Origin of the sequence: Bacillus sp. DHT2 (genome assembly GCF_026241455.1) — a bacterium.
GTDB classification, from domain to species: Bacteria; Bacillota; Bacilli; order Bacillales; family Bacillaceae_G; genus Bacillus_A; species Bacillus_A pseudomycoides.
Genome location: NZ_JAPHWH010000002.1, coordinates 471,270 through 487,106, shown reverse-complemented (window position 1 = coordinate 487,106; position 15,837 = coordinate 471,270). Strand labels below are relative to the sequence as shown.

At 36.0% G+C, this 15,837-nt stretch carries 21 protein-coding genes and 1 pseudogene; 17 read left to right on the top strand and 5 right to left on the bottom strand.

Annotated elements, in window-relative coordinates:
• Positions 1 to 31 precede the first annotated feature (31 nt).
• From ORL93_RS07575 to ORL93_RS07530, 10 genes are all read left to right on the top strand, one after another.
• Complete coding sequence (locus ORL93_RS07575) at positions 32 to 736, top strand: DUF421 domain-containing protein (protein ID WP_018766141.1); 705 nt, start codon at positions 32 to 34, stop codon at positions 734 to 736.
• A gap of 79 nt (positions 737 to 815) precedes the next feature.
• Positions 816 to 1,289 (top strand): NUDIX hydrolase, encoded by a 474-nt coding sequence (locus tag ORL93_RS07570; RefSeq protein ID WP_018766140.1) that lies wholly within the window; start codon positions 816 to 818, stop codon positions 1,287 to 1,289.
• A gap of 120 nt (positions 1,290 to 1,409) precedes the next feature.
• The gene (locus ORL93_RS07565; protein WP_006095958.1) at positions 1,410 to 1,817 is read left to right on the top strand and encodes a YjdF family protein; all 408 of its coding nucleotides are present in this window, start codon (positions 1,410 to 1,412) and stop codon (positions 1,815 to 1,817) included.
• Positions 1,818 to 1,971: 154 nt separating this feature from the next.
• Entirely contained in the window at positions 1,972 to 2,385 is a 414-nt protein-coding gene (locus ORL93_RS07560; protein WP_003208428.1) for a BrxA/BrxB family bacilliredoxin, read from the top strand.
• A gap of 399 nt (positions 2,386 to 2,784) precedes the next feature.
• Positions 2,785 to 3,570, top strand: a complete 786-nt coding sequence (locus tag ORL93_RS07555) for a transporter substrate-binding domain-containing protein (RefSeq protein ID WP_003200151.1) — start codon at positions 2,785 to 2,787, stop codon at positions 3,568 to 3,570.
• A 37-nt stretch (positions 3,571 to 3,607) separates the two neighbouring features.
• Positions 3,608 to 4,267 carry an amino acid ABC transporter permease gene (locus tag ORL93_RS07550; RefSeq protein WP_003200153.1) on the top strand — a complete coding sequence of 220 codons (660 nt, stop codon included), beginning with the start codon at positions 3,608 to 3,610 and terminating at the stop codon, positions 4,265 to 4,267.
• Positions 4,260 to 4,982 carry an amino acid ABC transporter ATP-binding protein gene (locus ORL93_RS07545; RefSeq protein ID WP_097794389.1) on the top strand — a complete coding sequence of 241 codons (723 nt, stop codon included), beginning with the start codon at positions 4,260 to 4,262 and terminating at the stop codon, positions 4,980 to 4,982. Before ORL93_RS07550 ends, ORL93_RS07545 begins: the two co-directional genes overlap by 8 nt.
• Before the next feature lie 100 nt (positions 4,983 to 5,082).
• Complete coding sequence (locus tag ORL93_RS07540; protein WP_265958835.1) at positions 5,083 to 6,051, top strand: aromatic acid exporter family protein; 969 nt, start codon at positions 5,083 to 5,085, stop codon at positions 6,049 to 6,051.
• A gap of 207 nt (positions 6,052 to 6,258) precedes the next feature.
• On the top strand, positions 6,259 to 6,819 hold the full coding sequence (locus tag ORL93_RS07535; protein WP_006095921.1) for a L,D-transpeptidase: 561 nt from the start codon (positions 6,259 to 6,261) through the stop codon (positions 6,817 to 6,819).
• A gap of 63 nt (positions 6,820 to 6,882) precedes the next feature.
• Complete coding sequence (locus ORL93_RS07530; RefSeq protein WP_016116232.1) at positions 6,883 to 7,122, top strand: DUF3894 domain-containing protein; 240 nt, start codon at positions 6,883 to 6,885, stop codon at positions 7,120 to 7,122.
• A gap of 112 nt (positions 7,123 to 7,234) precedes the next feature.
• Here ORL93_RS07530 and prli42 read toward each other — a convergent pair whose 3' ends face one another.
• Positions 7,235 to 7,327 (bottom strand): stressosome-associated protein Prli42, encoded by a 93-nt coding sequence (gene prli42 / locus ORL93_RS07525; RefSeq protein WP_018780796.1) that lies wholly within the window; start codon positions 7,325 to 7,327, stop codon positions 7,235 to 7,237.
• Positions 7,328 to 7,684: 357 nt separating this feature from the next.
• Here prli42 and ORL93_RS07520 point away from each other — a divergent pair, with 357 nt between their 5' ends.
• Positions 7,685 to 8,227: a GNAT family N-acetyltransferase gene (locus tag ORL93_RS07520; protein WP_265958834.1), complete on the top strand. Its 543-nt coding sequence runs from the start codon at positions 7,685 to 7,687 to the stop codon at positions 8,225 to 8,227.
• A gap of 127 nt (positions 8,228 to 8,354) precedes the next feature.
• Positions 8,355 to 9,473: a tripeptidase T gene (locus tag ORL93_RS07515; RefSeq protein ID WP_003200167.1), complete on the top strand. Its 1,119-nt coding sequence runs from the start codon at positions 8,355 to 8,357 to the stop codon at positions 9,471 to 9,473.
• Between the two features lie 55 nt (positions 9,474 to 9,528).
• Here ORL93_RS07515 and ORL93_RS07510 read toward each other — a convergent pair whose 3' ends face one another.
• Positions 9,529 to 9,735 carry a hypothetical protein gene (locus ORL93_RS07510; RefSeq protein ID WP_029426860.1) on the bottom strand — a complete coding sequence of 69 codons (207 nt, stop codon included), beginning with the start codon at positions 9,733 to 9,735 and terminating at the stop codon, positions 9,529 to 9,531.
• Positions 9,736 to 9,892: 157 nt separating this feature from the next.
• Here ORL93_RS07510 and ORL93_RS07505 point away from each other — a divergent pair, with 157 nt between their 5' ends.
• Positions 9,893 to 11,131 (top strand): DNA polymerase IV, encoded by a 1,239-nt coding sequence (locus tag ORL93_RS07505; protein WP_018780800.1) that lies wholly within the window; start codon positions 9,893 to 9,895, stop codon positions 11,129 to 11,131.
• Between the two features lie 42 nt (positions 11,132 to 11,173).
• Here ORL93_RS07505 and ORL93_RS07500 read toward each other — a convergent pair.
• The 3 genes and pseudogenes from ORL93_RS07500 to ORL93_RS07490 form a co-directional block, all read right to left on the bottom strand.
• Positions 11,174 to 11,278, bottom strand: a pseudogene (locus ORL93_RS07500) (MgtC/SapB family protein); the annotation flags it as partial.
• Positions 11,278 to 11,802, bottom strand: coding sequence for a YhcN/YlaJ family sporulation lipoprotein (locus ORL93_RS07495; protein WP_018766132.1), 525 nt, complete (start codon positions 11,800 to 11,802; stop codon positions 11,278 to 11,280). The gene ORL93_RS07495 and the pseudogene ORL93_RS07500, both read right to left, overlap by 1 nt.
• A 247-nt stretch (positions 11,803 to 12,049) precedes the next feature.
• Positions 12,050 to 12,301, bottom strand: coding sequence for a DUF3932 family protein (locus ORL93_RS07490; protein ID WP_018780801.1), 252 nt, complete (start codon positions 12,299 to 12,301; stop codon positions 12,050 to 12,052).
• Between the two features lie 188 nt (positions 12,302 to 12,489).
• On the opposite strand from ORL93_RS07490, the gene rnz reads away from it, so the two are divergent.
• From rnz to sdaAA, 4 genes are all read left to right on the top strand, one after another.
• Positions 12,490 to 13,413, top strand: a complete 924-nt coding sequence (gene rnz / locus ORL93_RS07485; RefSeq protein ID WP_003200147.1) for a ribonuclease Z — start codon at positions 12,490 to 12,492, stop codon at positions 13,411 to 13,413.
• Positions 13,414 to 13,914: 501 nt separating this feature from the next.
• On the top strand, positions 13,915 to 14,184 hold the full coding sequence (locus ORL93_RS07480) for a hypothetical protein (protein WP_018780802.1): 270 nt from the start codon (positions 13,915 to 13,917) through the stop codon (positions 14,182 to 14,184).
• A gap of 48 nt (positions 14,185 to 14,232) precedes the next feature.
• Positions 14,233 to 14,892, top strand: coding sequence for an L-serine ammonia-lyase, iron-sulfur-dependent subunit beta (gene sdaAB / locus ORL93_RS07475; protein WP_016116224.1), 660 nt, complete (start codon positions 14,233 to 14,235; stop codon positions 14,890 to 14,892).
• A gap of 18 nt (positions 14,893 to 14,910) precedes the next feature.
• Positions 14,911 to 15,789: an L-serine ammonia-lyase, iron-sulfur-dependent, subunit alpha gene (gene sdaAA, locus ORL93_RS07470; RefSeq protein ID WP_003208393.1), complete on the top strand. Its 879-nt coding sequence runs from the start codon at positions 14,911 to 14,913 to the stop codon at positions 15,787 to 15,789.
• Positions 15,790 to 15,837: the final 48 nt, after the last annotated feature.

The following is a 15,837-nucleotide window of genomic DNA, read 5'->3' as shown; positions in this document are numbered from 1 at the left end:
AAAGTTTGTGATGATTAAGGAGTGCAAATTCATGCATATGCATATTTTTGAGGGAGCACATCATCTTTCCCATATAGAATGGATGATTCGAGCTATAATAGCATATATCTTTCTAATTATTGTTGCCAAAGCAATGGGACAACGCTCCATTGCACAACTCCGCTTCTTAGATGTGGTATTAGTTTTATTGTTAGGTGGAAATATTTCCAATGCACTATCCGATGAAAAAGTGGGTTTAACAGGCTCGATGATTACAACTTTTATGCTCGTTGTTCTTCATATCATAAGTTCGATTTTAATGTTGAAATGGGATCGGTGGAGACGTTTTTTAGAACCAGCTCCGGTTATTCTCATACATAATGGTTCAATCGATTTTAGCAATTTGAAAAAAGCAAGAATTACGGTAGAGTATTTATTTTCTGAACTACGCTTACAAAATATTAGTGATATTAAAACAATAAAATTAGCATTATGGGAAGCAAGTGGTGTTGTTTCGGTATTTCAGTATCCAGAATATGAAACGGTATCTCGGCTGGATATGAAAGTAGCTGGTAAAAAATCACCTATTTCATTTATTCTTGTAAAAGACGGGAAAATTCAAAAGGATGTGCTTACTTTATTGGGGAAAACGGAAACATGGGCAAAGGAGGAATTATCAAAAAAAGTATCAATTGAATTGATTCAATTAGCAACGATAGATGAAATGGAAAAAATAAATATTTTGTTAAAAAAATGAAATGAATACGCATTTTACCATCTTATGCATATGATACAATAGTGTGGACAACGAAATAAAAAAAGAAGGGTTTGTTTCGATGGGATATGTAGAGGAGTTACGAAAAGTAGTTGGTCATCGCCCTTTAATTTTAGTTGGTGCTGTTGTTCTCGTATTAAATGAAGGTGGACATGTTTTATTACAACAACGAACAGAACCGTATGGAAAATGGGGATTGCTTGGTGGTTTAATGGAGCTTGGAGAATCCACAGAAGAGACAGCTTGCCGTGAAGTATATGAAGAAGCAGGAATTTATGTGAAAAATTTAAAACTCATTAATGTGTTCTCTGGAGCTAATTACTTTATAAAATTAGCGAATGGTGATGAATTTCAATCTGTAACGACTGCTTATTATACAAATGAATATGAAGGTTTGCTAGCTGTCAATAAAGAGGAAGCGGTTCAGCTTAAATTCTTTCCCGTTACAGAATTGCCTGAGTACATTGTAGGATCACATAAAAAAATGATTGAAGCATATGAGAAGATAGAAAAAGAAAGTAGAAATAATATATAATAGCTATAGAAATACAAAAACACAGTTCTGGTTGGTAGTCCAGACGCATACTAGTATGTCAGTAACCTTCCCCTCCGGGATGTCCAGTATTTCTAATTTTTTTCTAAGGAGGGGCTGTCGATGAAATTGACAGTATATCATGATGGTCAGTTTTTTGTAGGAATGATTGAGGATACACATAAAGGGATTTTGTATGCAGCGAGGTATATTTTTGGTGCTGAGCCATCAGACGAAGAGATACTTGTATTTGTAAATAATACGTTGCTAACGTATTTTAATCACTTTGCCAAATGCGGTGTTAAAGTGGAAGAGAAAAAGCGTCCGAAAAGTATAAAACGTATCATAAGAGAAGCTGCAAAAGAAATGCATACAAAAAGCTTTACGAAGGCACAAGAGGCAATTAGTTTATCTTATGAATTGCATAAGCAAGAAAAGCGAGTGCAATCTAAGGAACAGCGTGAAGCAGAAAAGCAGAAAAAACGCCTTATCAAAGTGCAAAAAGCAAAACAAAAGCATCGCGGACATTAAGAAAAAACGTCTTAGGACACTTGTTCTAGGACGTTTTTTCTATACGCATAAGAAGAATACAAGTAAGTTTACTTGTATTTCTAAAACGGTAACTGGTAAGATACAGAGAGAGAGATCTAGAGGAGGGAAAACATTGATTAACTTTAACTTTTTTATGAATGATGTTGTCCGTCAAGCGCGTGAAGAAATTGTTTCCGCTGGATATACAGAATTAACAACACCATCCGCAGTTGATGAGGCATTTAAGCAAACAGGTACGACACTTGTAATGGTAAACTCAGTATGCGGTTGTGCAGGTGGTATTGCTCGCCCTGCTGCTGCGCATTCCGTACATTATGATAAACGTCCAGATCACCTTGTAACAGTATTTGCGGGGCAGGACAAAGAGGCAACAGCACGTGCACGTGAATATTTTGAAGGATATCCACCATCTTCTCCGTCTTTCGCATTATTAAAAGATGGAAAGATTGTAACGATGGTTGAACGCCATGAAATCGAAGGCCATGAGCCAATGCAAGTCATTGCAAAATTACAATCGTACTTTGAAGAGAATTGTAAAGAGGTTTAATAGAAAATAAAAAAACGGTACATACACTTATAAGTGTATGTACCGTTTTTTTATTTTGTTCCATTTATTAGGATGTTTGTGAGCAGTAAAATCCTGATTGGTGAGGGCTAATAATCAATAGAAGTTAAAGAAAGTCCCCCCTCTGATTAAAGTTGCACTTTATTAGGAGGTGAAGTTAATAACATTTGTTTATAATCATTTGTAATGAGAGGGAATATACATGAAATGTATATTTTATACACTAATCTATACATTAATCAACCTAGAAAAACCGTTTTAATAGAATTTGTATTTTATTTTTATTTTAATTGTTGCATAAAAATAAAATTATTGCTACAATACAAACATCGAATAAAAATTCTATAAAACTTTTAAATATACATTATTAGGGGGAGAAATATGAAGAAGTTATTATCAATTTCATTTGCACTTATTTTAATAATAAGTATGTTTAGTGCTTGTAGTAAGGGAGAAACAAAGGAATCGAATACGAAGAAAGATAAGAAAGTACTCGTTATGGGTACTTCAGCAGACTATAAACCTTATGAATATGTGGAAGCTTCAAAGAGTGATGAAATTATCGGTTTTGATGTTGATATTGCAAAGTATATTGGGAAAGAACTTGGTTATGAAGTGAAAGTGAAAGATATGGATTTTGGAGGATTATTAGCATCGCTTAGCTCGGGGAAAGTTGACTTTGTTATGGCTGGTATGACACCAACTCCAGAACGTAAGGGAAATGCGGATTTTACAGATATTTATTTTGTTGCTAAAAACATGATTGTTTCGAAAAAGGATTCAGGTATTAAGTCATTACAAGATTTGGAAGGTAAAAAAGTAGGGGTACAAACAGGTTCTATTCAAGAAGAAAAAGCGAATGAATTTAACAAGCAAGTGAACTTCCAGGCGGAGGGGCGTGACCGTATACCAGAAATCGTACAAGAAATTCAGGCTGGACGTTTTGATGCTGCTATTTTAGAAGATACAGTTGCTAAAAATTATTTAGAAAAAATCAAAGGTTTACAAGGAATTGAAATTCAGGAAGCTCCAGAAGAAGTAGGAGCAGCAATTGCCCTTCCGAAAAATAGTGACAAAACAGCAGAATTTAATAAAGTGATTAAGAAGATGCAAGAAAATGGTGAAATGGACAAATTAGTGAAGAAATGGTTTGGCAGCAAAAAATAAGCTGCCTTTCTCTTTTCTGTGAGAGGAATGACAAAAGATGAACTTAGATTTTTCGGCAATTACTCCGTCGATACCATATATATTAAAGGGACTAGAAGTTACACTGAAAATTGTAGCAGTATCTGCTTTAGTTGGTTTTATACTTGGAACGTTATTAGCACTTTGTAAAATTGCTAGAGTAAGAGTGTTAAATATCGCTGCTGATTTATATACATCGATATTTCGTGGTACACCACTTGTCTTGCAATTAATGATTATTTATTTCGGTGTTCCGCAAATGATTGGATATGATATACCAGCATTTTTAGCAGCAGTACTTGCATTTAGTTTAAATTCGGGTGCATATATGTCAGAGGTAATTCGTGCAGGAATTCAGGCTGTTGATAAAGGACAGACTGAAGCTGCGATGGCTCTCGGTGTTCCATATAGAAAAATGATGAAAAATATTATTTTACCACAAGCATTAAAAAATATATTACCAGCGCTTGTGAACGAATTTGCAACACTTACGAAAGAGTCGGCAGTAGTGACAGTAATTGGTGCGACTGATTTAATGCGCCGTGCATATATTGTAGGCGGTGAAACGTTTAAATATCTTGAACCGTTACTATTTGTCGGACTTGTTTACTATATTCTAGTAATTATTCTTACATTAGTCGGGAAAGCAATTGAAGGGAGAATGAAGAAAAGTGATTAAAATTGAAAACCTTCATAAATCATTTGGACAAAATGAAGTACTAAAAGGAATTACGACAACAATCGAAAAGGGCGAAATTGTTGCGATTGTTGGACCGTCTGGGTCAGGAAAATCAACATTTTTACGTTGTATGAACGTACTAGAAACACCTACAAATGGTCACATTTGGATTGGGAATGAAGAAGTGACCAATCCAAAAACAAATATTATGAGTGTTCGTGAAAATGTTGGAATGGTGTTTCAACATTTTCACTTATTCCCTCATATGACAGTATTAGAAAATATTATGTACGCACCAGTAAATGTAAAAGGTGTGGCAAAACCAGAAGCAGAGAAAAAGGCGAAGGAACTTCTTGAAAAGGTAGGATTGCTCGATAAAAAGGATGCATATCCAAACCGTCTTTCAGGTGGACAAAAGCAGCGTGTAGCCATTGCTAGAGCATTGGCAATGGAACCGGAAGTTATGCTTTTTGATGAACCAACATCGGCACTAGATCCTGAAATGGTAAAAGAAGTATTAGAAGTAATGAAATCTTTAGTGACTACAGGAATGACAATGGCAATTGTGACACATGAGATGGGATTTGCAAAAGAAGTAGCTGATCGTGTGCTTTTTTTAGATGGTGGAAAGCTTGTTGAAGATACAAGTCCAGAACAGTTTTTTACAGAACCAAAAAGCAAACGCGCACAAGAATTTTTACAAAAAATATTGTAACATGTAAAAGTTACGTGAATAATAAGGAGAAAAGGATGACAGCTTGTCATCCTTTTTTTATACTTACTGTAAATACGTTTATACATATAGGAGCAATGATATGTTTAGAATTGGATATCGTACAGTGAAAACAGCAGTTGGAACAGGTGCGGCAGTTTTTATTGCGCAGCTATTCGGTTTGGAATTTTATAGTTCTGCGGGCATTTTGGTTATTTTGTGTGTGCAAAATACGAAACGAAAATCACTCCAAGCATCTTTGCATCGGTTTTTAGCTTGCTTATTATCGATGGTATTCTCGTTTTGTATTTTTGAAACAATTGGTTATACACCACTTGCTATTAGTTTGTTACTTCTTACTTTTATCCCAACAGCTGTTATGCTTAAAATTCAAGAAGGAATTGTTACAAGTTCAGTTATTGTCATGCATTTGTATTCATTAAAACATATCACATGGTTAGCGATTGGAAATGAAATTGCAATTTTAACAATTGGAATTAGTGTGGCTTTATTGGTAAATATGTATATGCCAAGTGCAGAAAAAAAATTAAAAAGGTATCAGGAAAAAGTAGAATGGAATTTTAAAACGATTTTATTTGAGATGGCTGTATATTTACGAAATCGAGATAGTACATGGGCTGGAAAAGAATTAATTGAAACAGAGGACATTTTAAAGCAAGCAAAAGAGTTATCCTTCAAAAAACTTGAAAATCAATTTATGCGAGAAGATGATTATTATTATCGGTATTTTGATATGCGTATACAACAATTTGAAATTTTAGAGCGGATTATGCCGCTTGCAGCTTCCTTATCGTGGTCATATGAGCAATCAGATATGATTGCGGAAGTGATTGGAAACGTGGGGAATTCTATTCGTCCTGAAAGCACAGGTCTTATTTCACTTAGACAATTACAAGAAATGCGAGAGATTTTTAGAGAAATGCCACTTCCTAAGACACGTGAAGAATTTGAAATGCGTGCGAAGCTTGTTCAACTTGTTTATGAAATGGAGCAATATTTACTTATTAAAAGTAGGTTTAAAGGGAAGGATAATGTGAAAGAACTTATATAAATCCAAATTAAAAAGCCAACATCAAACCATTCTTTTTAGGTAGGCAAGAGCATCCGGCCATGCATAGAAGCGGTCAGTGCTCTTTTTCGCCCCATGCCGTGTGAAAATAAAAGAGAAAATAAGTGGAGAGTAGTTTTTGTTTTCATAGCCGCAGCTAATATGTCGAAAAATCAAAATGGATTTATATATATAGGGAAGGAATGAATCATGTCGTATTTTCTGTCCTTACTATTATGTTTTTCTCTTTCACCGATATGGCCTCTTGGAGATAATCCGCGTGCTGGAGATCCATTTATTATTGTAAATAAGCAGACGAACAAGCTTGCTTATATTGATGATGGTAAAATACAAAAGGTCTTTCCTGTAGCGACGGGAAAAACAAACGAGTTAACGCCAGAGGGAAGTTTTGATATTGTAATGAAGGCAAAAAATCCTTATTATATTGCGAAGGATATCCCTGGTGGTTCACCAAAAAATCCACTTGGCTCTAGGTGGATGGGGTTTAATGCACGAGATACTGACGGGAGTAAATATGGTATTCACGGTACAAATCAGCCAAGCTCAATTGGAAAATATATTTCACAAGGATGCATTAGAATGAAAAAAAATGATGTGGAATATTTATTTGATCGCATTCCAATTGGAACAAAGGTATGGATTGTAAAATCGAAAAGAACATTTCAGCAGCTTGCAAAAGAAAAAGGAGCTCTGGTTTACGAAAAGGTCAACCGAACAAGTTGGCTTTTTCTTTCCACGAACTTGTCTTGACATGTGTACATATCCATGTATTAATGAGGATATACGAAGATTATTGGAAAAGGAGTTGCTCGTATGTATTTGAATCCAAGGCTTTCTTATATGCAGTTTTTTATTGGCTTTCTATTCATTGTGACTTTCATATTGGCAACTTTTAATGTATGTTCTTTTCTGGTGTCAATTGTGTTCATGGCACTTTTAAATGTAACTTTTGTTATAGGAGCGTTTCAGCAAAAACATTATACCAGCTTTGTTATGGCCCTTGTGATGGCTTTTTCATTTAGTATTGTAGCGCTTGTACTAATAATAAAATAAAATATAAATCATTCATTAAAATGATTGTGATTGAACAGGCTGTTTATTTTCTATCCAGGAGAATAAACAGCCTGTTTGTGCTAAAAAAGGACGACATTATATATCGTCCTCCTTACCAAAACATACTTGCTCCAGTGAGTAATGTTGTTACAAGCATTGAAATTAGCATAACGTATATCATAACTTTTTGTGCTTTCTTATTCATGTTAAACCTCCTTACAATCATTCCAACTCTCCCTCGCTATTTGCGGACAGTAACACTCCCACTTTAAAATTCAGCAAAAGCAAAGAAGTTAGGTGGGAGATGAACTGTCCGTAAAAGCCCAATTGGTGAGGATTAATAATTATTGGGGGAATGGAGACTCCCCAATAATTAAAGTTTCACTTTATTGTATCGAGAAATGGAAACATGGACAAGGGTATAGAGAAGACAAAATTCGAGAAGTGTATCTAAAATATAACAGGAAAATTTGAAATACACAGAGAATATAAACAGCATAGGACACAGTTTTTTCGGTGCCTTTTAAAAAAGTTTTGCAAGCTGAAGAATGGAGATACGATAATGAAAATATATGAAACAGAACGTTTGCAATTAAGAGAAATCGATGAGTTGTATGCAGAGCAAGTTCTTCAATATTACGACAAAAATCGTGAGTTTTTAAAGGCGTGGGAAGAATATCGACCAGATGATTTTTTTACATTGGATTATCAAAGAAAACGGTTGCAAAAAGATGAGAAAGAATTTGTAGAAGGGAAAATTATTCGATTATGGATTTTTAAAAAAGGTGATGATACGAATATTATCGGTTGTATTTCTTTCAATTTAATTGTGCGTGGAATTTATCAGTCCTGTGTTCTTGGTTATAAACTAGATAAAGATGAATTAAACAAAGGTTATACGACAGAAGCGCTTAGAAAAGCAATTGAAGTGGCTTTTCAAGAATTCCAATTACATCGTATAGAAGCCCCGATTATGCCCCGTAACTTAGCATCTATTCAAGTTGTAACGAAGATTGGCTTTCAATATGAAGGGGTGTCCCGGAAGATGTTAATGGTAAATGGGGTTTGGGAAGATCATATGCGGTGGGTCCTTTTAAATGAGTAGAAGAAAGCAGATGGTTATCTAGATGTGTGAACCATCTGTTTTTTTAGCTTGTCTTTCGAAACTTTTGCGAAATTCTGTTATAATTAACGATGTTACATACTTAATGCAATGCAGGAGGCGCATTCTCATGATTAATCAAGAACGTTTAGTAAATGAATTTATGGAACTTGTGCAAGTAGATTCTGAAACAAAATATGAAGCAGAAATTTGCAAAGTGTTAACAGAGAAATTTACTGCTTTAGGTGTTGAAGTATTTGAAGATGACACGATGGGTGTAACTGGACATGGTGCAGGTAACTTAATTTGTACTTTGCCAGCGACGAAAGAAGGAGTAGATACAATTTACTTCACTTCTCATATGGATACAGTAGTTCCTGGTAAAGGAATTAAGCCTTCTATTAAAGATGGTTATATTGTATCAGATGGTACTACAATTTTAGGGTCAGACGATAAAGCTGGATTAGCATCCATGTTTGAAGCAATCCGCGTTTTAAAAGAAGAAAATATTCCTCATGGAAAAATCGAGTTTATTATTACAGTTGGTGAAGAATCAGGTCTTGTTGGGGCGAAAGCATTAGATCGTGAACGTATTACAGCAAAATATGGCTATGCATTAGATAGCAATGGAAAAGTGGGCGAAATCGTAGTTGCAGCGCCAACGCAAGCAAAAGTAAATGCGATTATTCGCGGGAAAACAGCTCACGCCGGTGTAGCACCTGAAAAAGGTGTATCTGCAATTACAATCGCAGCAAAAGCAATTGCAAAAATGCCCCTTGGTCGTATTGATTCTGAAACAACTGCAAATATCGGTCGTTTCGAAGGTGGCACACAAACAAATATCGTTTGTGACCATGTGCAAATTTTCGCAGAAGCTCGCTCTTTAGTAGATGAAAAAATGCAAGAGCAAGTTGCAAAAATGAAAGAAGTATTTGAAACAACTGCAAAAGAAATGGGCGGTCAAGCAGATGTTGAAGTAAAAGTTATGTACCCAGGATTTAAATTTGCTGATGGCGATCATGTTGTAGAAGTTGCAAAACGTGCTGCTGAAAAGATTGGTCGTACACCTTCTCTTCACCAAAGTGGTGGCGGAAGTGACGCAAACGTAATTGCAGGGCATGGTATTCCAACAGTAAACTTAGCAGTTGGTTATGAAGAGATTCATACAACAAACGAGAAAATTCCTGTTGAAGAATTAGTAAAAACAGCTGAACTAGTTGTTGCAATTATTGAAGAAATAGCGAAATAATTGTAAGCATACGAAAAAAATGGCGTGTAAACCATCATAGGTTTACACGCCATTTTCATTTGGATTCGATTGCTTTTACAAGGCGAATGAGCCAATATAAAAAAATCCAGGGGAGTATATACGTTGTTGCAACACGTACTAAGTGAGGTAGCAGTGCGAAGGTATTCACATTAATATTAAAAATCGGCAGTAGTAAATAATTAATAGCAATAATTAATATAATAACGAGGAACGTGTAATTGAGTTTACTATGGTTTTTCATACCACCCTCTCCTTTTACATAATTATCCATTGCTGATTTCAGTATATCAAAAAATAGTCGGAAAGAACGTGTTTTTGTGATTGAAAAGCTCCACTGTTTTTGAGGAATTTGATATAATAAATTCAGGAACAAACGTTCTTTTTCGGGGGTGAGAAACATGAGAGAAATGTATCCAAAAAACGGTCGTGTCATTCTACATGTTGATATGAATTGTTTTTTCGCGTCAGTTGAAATTGCCCATGATCCATCATTAAAAGGAAAACCATTAGCGGTTGCAGGGAATGAAAAAGAACGAAAAGGGGTTATTGTAACATGTAGTTATGAAGCAAGGGAATACGGAGTACGTACAACAATGCTCCTTTGGGAAGCGAAGCGGTTATGTCCAGAGTTAGTTGTGAAGCACCCGAATTTTAAATTATATCGCGAGGCGTCATTTGAGATGTTTCAAATTCTTTCACGCTTTACTGAAAAGATTCAGCCAGTTTCTATAGATGAAGGTTACTTAGATATAACAGATTGTTATGGATTAGGTTCACCTCTTGAGATTGCTAAGATGATTCAACAAGCATTATTAACAGAATTAGAGTTGCCATGTAGCATTGGAATAGCCCCAAATCTTTTTCTAGCGAAGACTGCGTCAGATATGAAAAAGCCGCTTGGTATTACTGTGTTTCGGAAACGAGATATTCAGGAATTACTTTGGCCACGTCCTGTTGAAGCAATGCATGGAATTGGTGAGAAAACAGCAGAAAAGCTAAAAGAAATCCATATACATACAATTGAACAGTTGGCAAAGGGAGAAGCGCATGTGATTCGTGCAAAAATAGGAAAGCACGGCGTTGATTTACAAAAACGGGCAAAAGGTATGGATGATAGAGAAGTCGATCCAAATCAAATGGGACAACATAAAAGTATCGGAAATTCAACAACATTTTCGAAGGATATGGATGAAGAGAAGGAATTGCTTGATATGTTAGAGCGCTTATCGAAATCAGTTAGCAAAAGGCTACAAAAACGGACTCTTGTCAGCTATAACATTCAAATTATGATGAAATACTATGATCGGCGTACAGTAACGCGGAGTAAACAATTAAAAAATGCAATTTGGGAAGAATGTGATATTTTTCAAGCTGCTTCACGTTTATGGAAGCAACATTGGGATGGCGATCCGATTCGATTGCTTGGTGTCACAGCTACGGAATTAGAATGGAAAACAGAATCAATTAAACAATTGGATTTATTTTCATTTGAAGAAGATGCGAAAGAAGAGCCACTATTAGCTGTAATTGACCAGATTAATGATAAATATGGAACTCCTGTTTTACAAAGAGGGAGTCAGTTATTTCGAAAGCAGGAGAAATCTTTTCGGCAGAAATTGGAAAATAAATTTATGTAAAAAAGTGTCATGGTAATTTAGTACTCATGACACTTTTTATATTTAACTCGCTTCTAAATCTAATGAAGTTTTCCATCCTGCAGTCGTTACTCCAGATTCCAAAAGCATTTGATTTACTACTTTCTCGATTAAGGCTACTTGATTTGTTACCGAGAATTAGGAAATACTCTTCGAACGGTTTCGGTAAATTCTTCAAATAACCCTGTTACTGGTTTGCCTTGGTTAATTTTGTCCGCATAGTCTCTCATTCGATCTACAAAATCAGGATTTGAAGATACAAATACATGACGAATATCTGGGTCGGTAGCTCTAACTTGATCTGCAACTTTCTTTTCTAATTGTTTTGTGATTTGTCCTTTTACATTTTCACGTAAAACAACTGCAACATAGGCATTTCTATTTGTGACGATTACATTTGCCTTGTCTATTTCTTCTAGTTCAACGATTCGATCTGCCGCTTTATTTGCTATATGCAGTCGTGTTTCATTGTTCGTGACACCGTTCGTATTATTTTTTACTCTTTGAAGGTTAGTGTTGTTTCCTTCGTATGTAACATTTCGTACGCCATTGTTTTCGCGATTATCCAATGCTTTCTCCTTTTGCTTTCCTGCACATCCAAGCAATGAAATAATTGCCAAAAAAATGATTGAAAACATCTTTAATTTTTTCAATGATATCTCTCCTTTACAATACTATGTTTTTAAAATGACCAGTTGGCCATTTATTATTCATAGTAAAAAGGGGATGATATTTTGTATATTTTTATCCCGCTATTTGTGGGCAGTAAGACCCCTATCTCAAATTTCAGTGAAAGCAAAGAAGTTAGATTGGGGATCAACTGTCCGTAAAAGCCCGGTTGGTGAGGGCTAATAATCAGTGGGGGATGAAGCGACACTGATTAAAGTTTCACTTTATAGATTATGAGATGGAGGGATTTTCATAAATCACAATCTCTGAATTGTTTGTTGTTGAAATACGTCGTGCATAATATGTGATAGATGAAGAAATGTATTCAGGTAACGTTCGATTTGTATGCGATGTGGTGTATTCATGAATTAACTCTTTTAAAGTCGTCCATTCTAGTGGTGCTGGGTGATCAGACACGAAAGAACTTACCCAGCGATCAAATGAAGATGAAAAATCAGTTTGTAAACGAAATACTTCTTTCATAGTTAAACGCTCCCTTTATTTGTAATACAATTATTTTACTATAAAACACGAACGATTGCTATTTTTTTATCGTTAACGTTCGTGTTTTATAGTTGTCTAGATGAGTAGTTCGTAGAAATTCATTTGCCATTTGAAATAACATTCCGTAAGATGAAAGATAGATTCTATAAAGAGCTGGAGGAAAGAAAGTGGAATTTGTATTTTTAGGAACTGGTGCAGGCGTCCCTTCAAAAGGGAGAAATGTTTCGGCAATCGCTTTGCAGTTGTTAGAAGAACGAGGTGAAACGTGGTTATTTGACTGTGGTGAAGCAACACAACATCAAATTTTACATACATCAGTGCGTCCACGTCGCATTGAAAAAATATTTATTACACATTTGCATGGAGATCATATTTTTGGGTTACCTGGTTTATTAGGAAGTCGTTCCTTTCAAGGAGGAACAACTCCATTAACAGTATACGGACCAAAAGGGATTAAGCAATTCATTGAAGTCGCATTATCGGTGAGTACAACACATGTTAAATATCCACTTGAAATTGTAGAAATTACTGAGGAGGGTATTGTTTTTGAAGACAAGCAATTTCATGTAGAAACGAAGAGGTTGTCACATGGAATTGAATGTTTTGGATACCGAATCGTTGAGAAAGACATACAAGGACATCTCCTTGTTGAGAAGCTGCTAGAAGCTGGCGTAAAGCCAGGGCCAATCTTTAAACGTTTAAAAGACGGTGAAGTAGTTGAATTAGAGGATGGAAGGGTTTTACACGGAAAAGACTTTATTGGTCCACCTCAAAAAGGAAGAATCATTACGATTTTAGGGGATACACGTTATTGTGAAGCAAGTAGAATCCTTGCGCAAGATGCAGATATACTTGTACATGAAGCGACATTTGCAGCAGCAGATGAAATACAGGCACATGATTATTTTCACTCAACAACAGAACAGGCAGCAAGTATTGCATTGCAAGCGAATGTGAAACGGTTAATATTGACTCACATTAGTTCGCGTTATCAAGCAGATACATATAAGGAATTGTTACAAGAAGCTCAGTTGTTGTTTGCAAATACAGAAATAGCTATGGATTTGAAATGTTTTCCAGTAGAACGATAACATTTTACAAACAATGGCAACATAAGTTTGCCATTGTTTTATTTTTTATAAAAAATTTTTTCTCTACAAGATAGTTGAAACTGTTATCATTTGATATCTATATGAACTAATACAGGGATTTTAAGATTTTTAGATGAATATGAGAAAAACACATAACATCGGTCATTTTGAAAAACTGTTATATAGATAGTTTGTCTTATTGTTACTACAAGAGAAGTAAAAAAAAATAATTCTGAAACTTTGAAATTCAACAAAAGTAAGCGTTTCATAAAAAACAAGCTATAATGAGGGCAAATTACAATTCGTCGGGAGTTACAGCGTGCATTTTAGCCATTTTTCGTAACGAAACGAAATTGACTAAAAGAGAGAGGGCATCATGGGGATTATTAAGGGAACCGTATTATTATTATTTGTACTCAGTCTTTTTTCACTCTTTAGTTTCTTGGAGAATCAGCAGGTAGTCTAGGCGGAGTAGCTGGTGCAACTCTTGTTGCGTTAGGAATGGGGGTATCACCTGTTTATGCTATGCTTGTAGGGGCTTCTGTGTTAAAATTTGGATTGCTACCAGGATTTATTGCTGGTGCGATTGCCGGACTTATGGTTATGTATGGTTTTAATGATCCGATGAAAGTAACGCTATGTTTCTTATGTATTATGGTGTCTGGTATTATTGCAGGATATATTGGCTTACTTCTATTCAAAAACTATCCAATTCGTACAGCGGAGCAAATTCGTAGTACGGGAGGAAAGGCAACAGAATCGGCAGCTTAATAGAATAGTAGTAAGCAGTTTTTTATAAAAGATTTAGGGGGAATCATGATGAAATATCGCTCAGTATTTGATATTATCGGTCCAGTTATGATTGGGCCGTCCAGTTCACATACAGCAGGTGCAGCAAGAATGGGGCAAGTTGCTCGTCAACTTTTCCGTCATGAACCAAAAAGAGTTACGATTTCGTTATATGGCTCGTTTGCAAAAACATATCGTGGTCATGGAACGGATGTAGCATTGATTGGTGGTATACTAGGATTTGAAACAGATGATACACGTATCCCAAGTGCGCTAGAAATTGCAAAAGAGCGTGGGATTGAAGTGGACTTTATTGAAGAAGAAGCGAATGCACCACATCCGAATACAGCGAGAATTCGTTTGTATAAAGGAGAAGAGGAGATTGAAGTGGTTGCTTGTTCAATTGGTGGTGGAAAGATTGAAGTGGTGGAATTAAATGGGTTTGATTTACAACTATCAGGAACAAGTCCGGCACTTCTTATTGTAAATAATGATCGCTTTGGAGCGATTGCATCTGTAGCTTCTATACTTGCCAAACATGAAATTAATATTAGTACGATGAGTGTCTCACGTAAGGAAAAAGGAAGAAGAGCGCTTATGGTCATTGAAACAGATGAATTGTTGGCAGATGAAGTTATCGAAGAAATTAAAGGACAATCTAATATTTGTCAAGTAACTATTATGGATTAATTGCAGGGGGGACACACCATGTTTCGGAACGCAGCGGAACTAGTGGCGCAAGCTAAAGAACAGAATGTAAAAATTGCAGAAATTATGATTCAATGTGAAATGGAGACAAGAAGTATCTCTCGTGAAGAAGTACTTGCAGGCATGGAGAAAAACTTAGTCGTGATGGAACAAGCGGTAGAGCGTGGTATTAAAGGTGTGAAATCACCGACTGGTTTAACTGGCGGAGATGCGGTGAAAGTACAAGAGTATATGAAGAGCGGGAAAGGTTTATCTGGGCATACGATGTTGGATGCAGTGAGCAAAGCGGTTGCAACAAACGAAGTAAATGCAGCAATGGGAATCATTTGTGCAACACCAACAGCTGGATCAGCTGGGACTGTACCAGGCGTACTATTTGCGCTCAAAGAAAAATTACAGCCAACACGTGAAGAAATGATTGAATTTCTATTTACAGCAGGAGCATTTGGGATGGTTGTTGCCAATAATGCTTGCATTTCAGGTGCAGCTGGAGGTTGTCAAGCTGAGGTTGGTTCAGCAAGTGGAATGGCAGCAGCGGCAGCTGTTGAAATGGCTGGAGGAACACAAGAGCAAGCAGCTACAGCGATGGCGATTGCTTTAAAAAATATGCTAGGGTTAGTATGTGATCCAGTTGCTGGACTTGTAGAAGTACCTTGTGTAAAACGTAATGCAGCAGGTGCATCAAATGCTATGATTGCAGCGGATTTATCACTAGCTGGTGTAACAAGTACAATTCCATGCGATGAAGTTATTGAAGCGATGTTTAGAATTGGGCAAACAATGCCAGTTGCACTTCGTGAGACAGCTGAAGGTGGACTAGCAGCAACACCAACAGGGCGTCGCCTTCAAGAAGAGATTTTTGGAAAGAGTAGCAAATAAGAGAATACAATCGTGATAAAAGAACGGAGCTCAGATCTATTTTCTGAG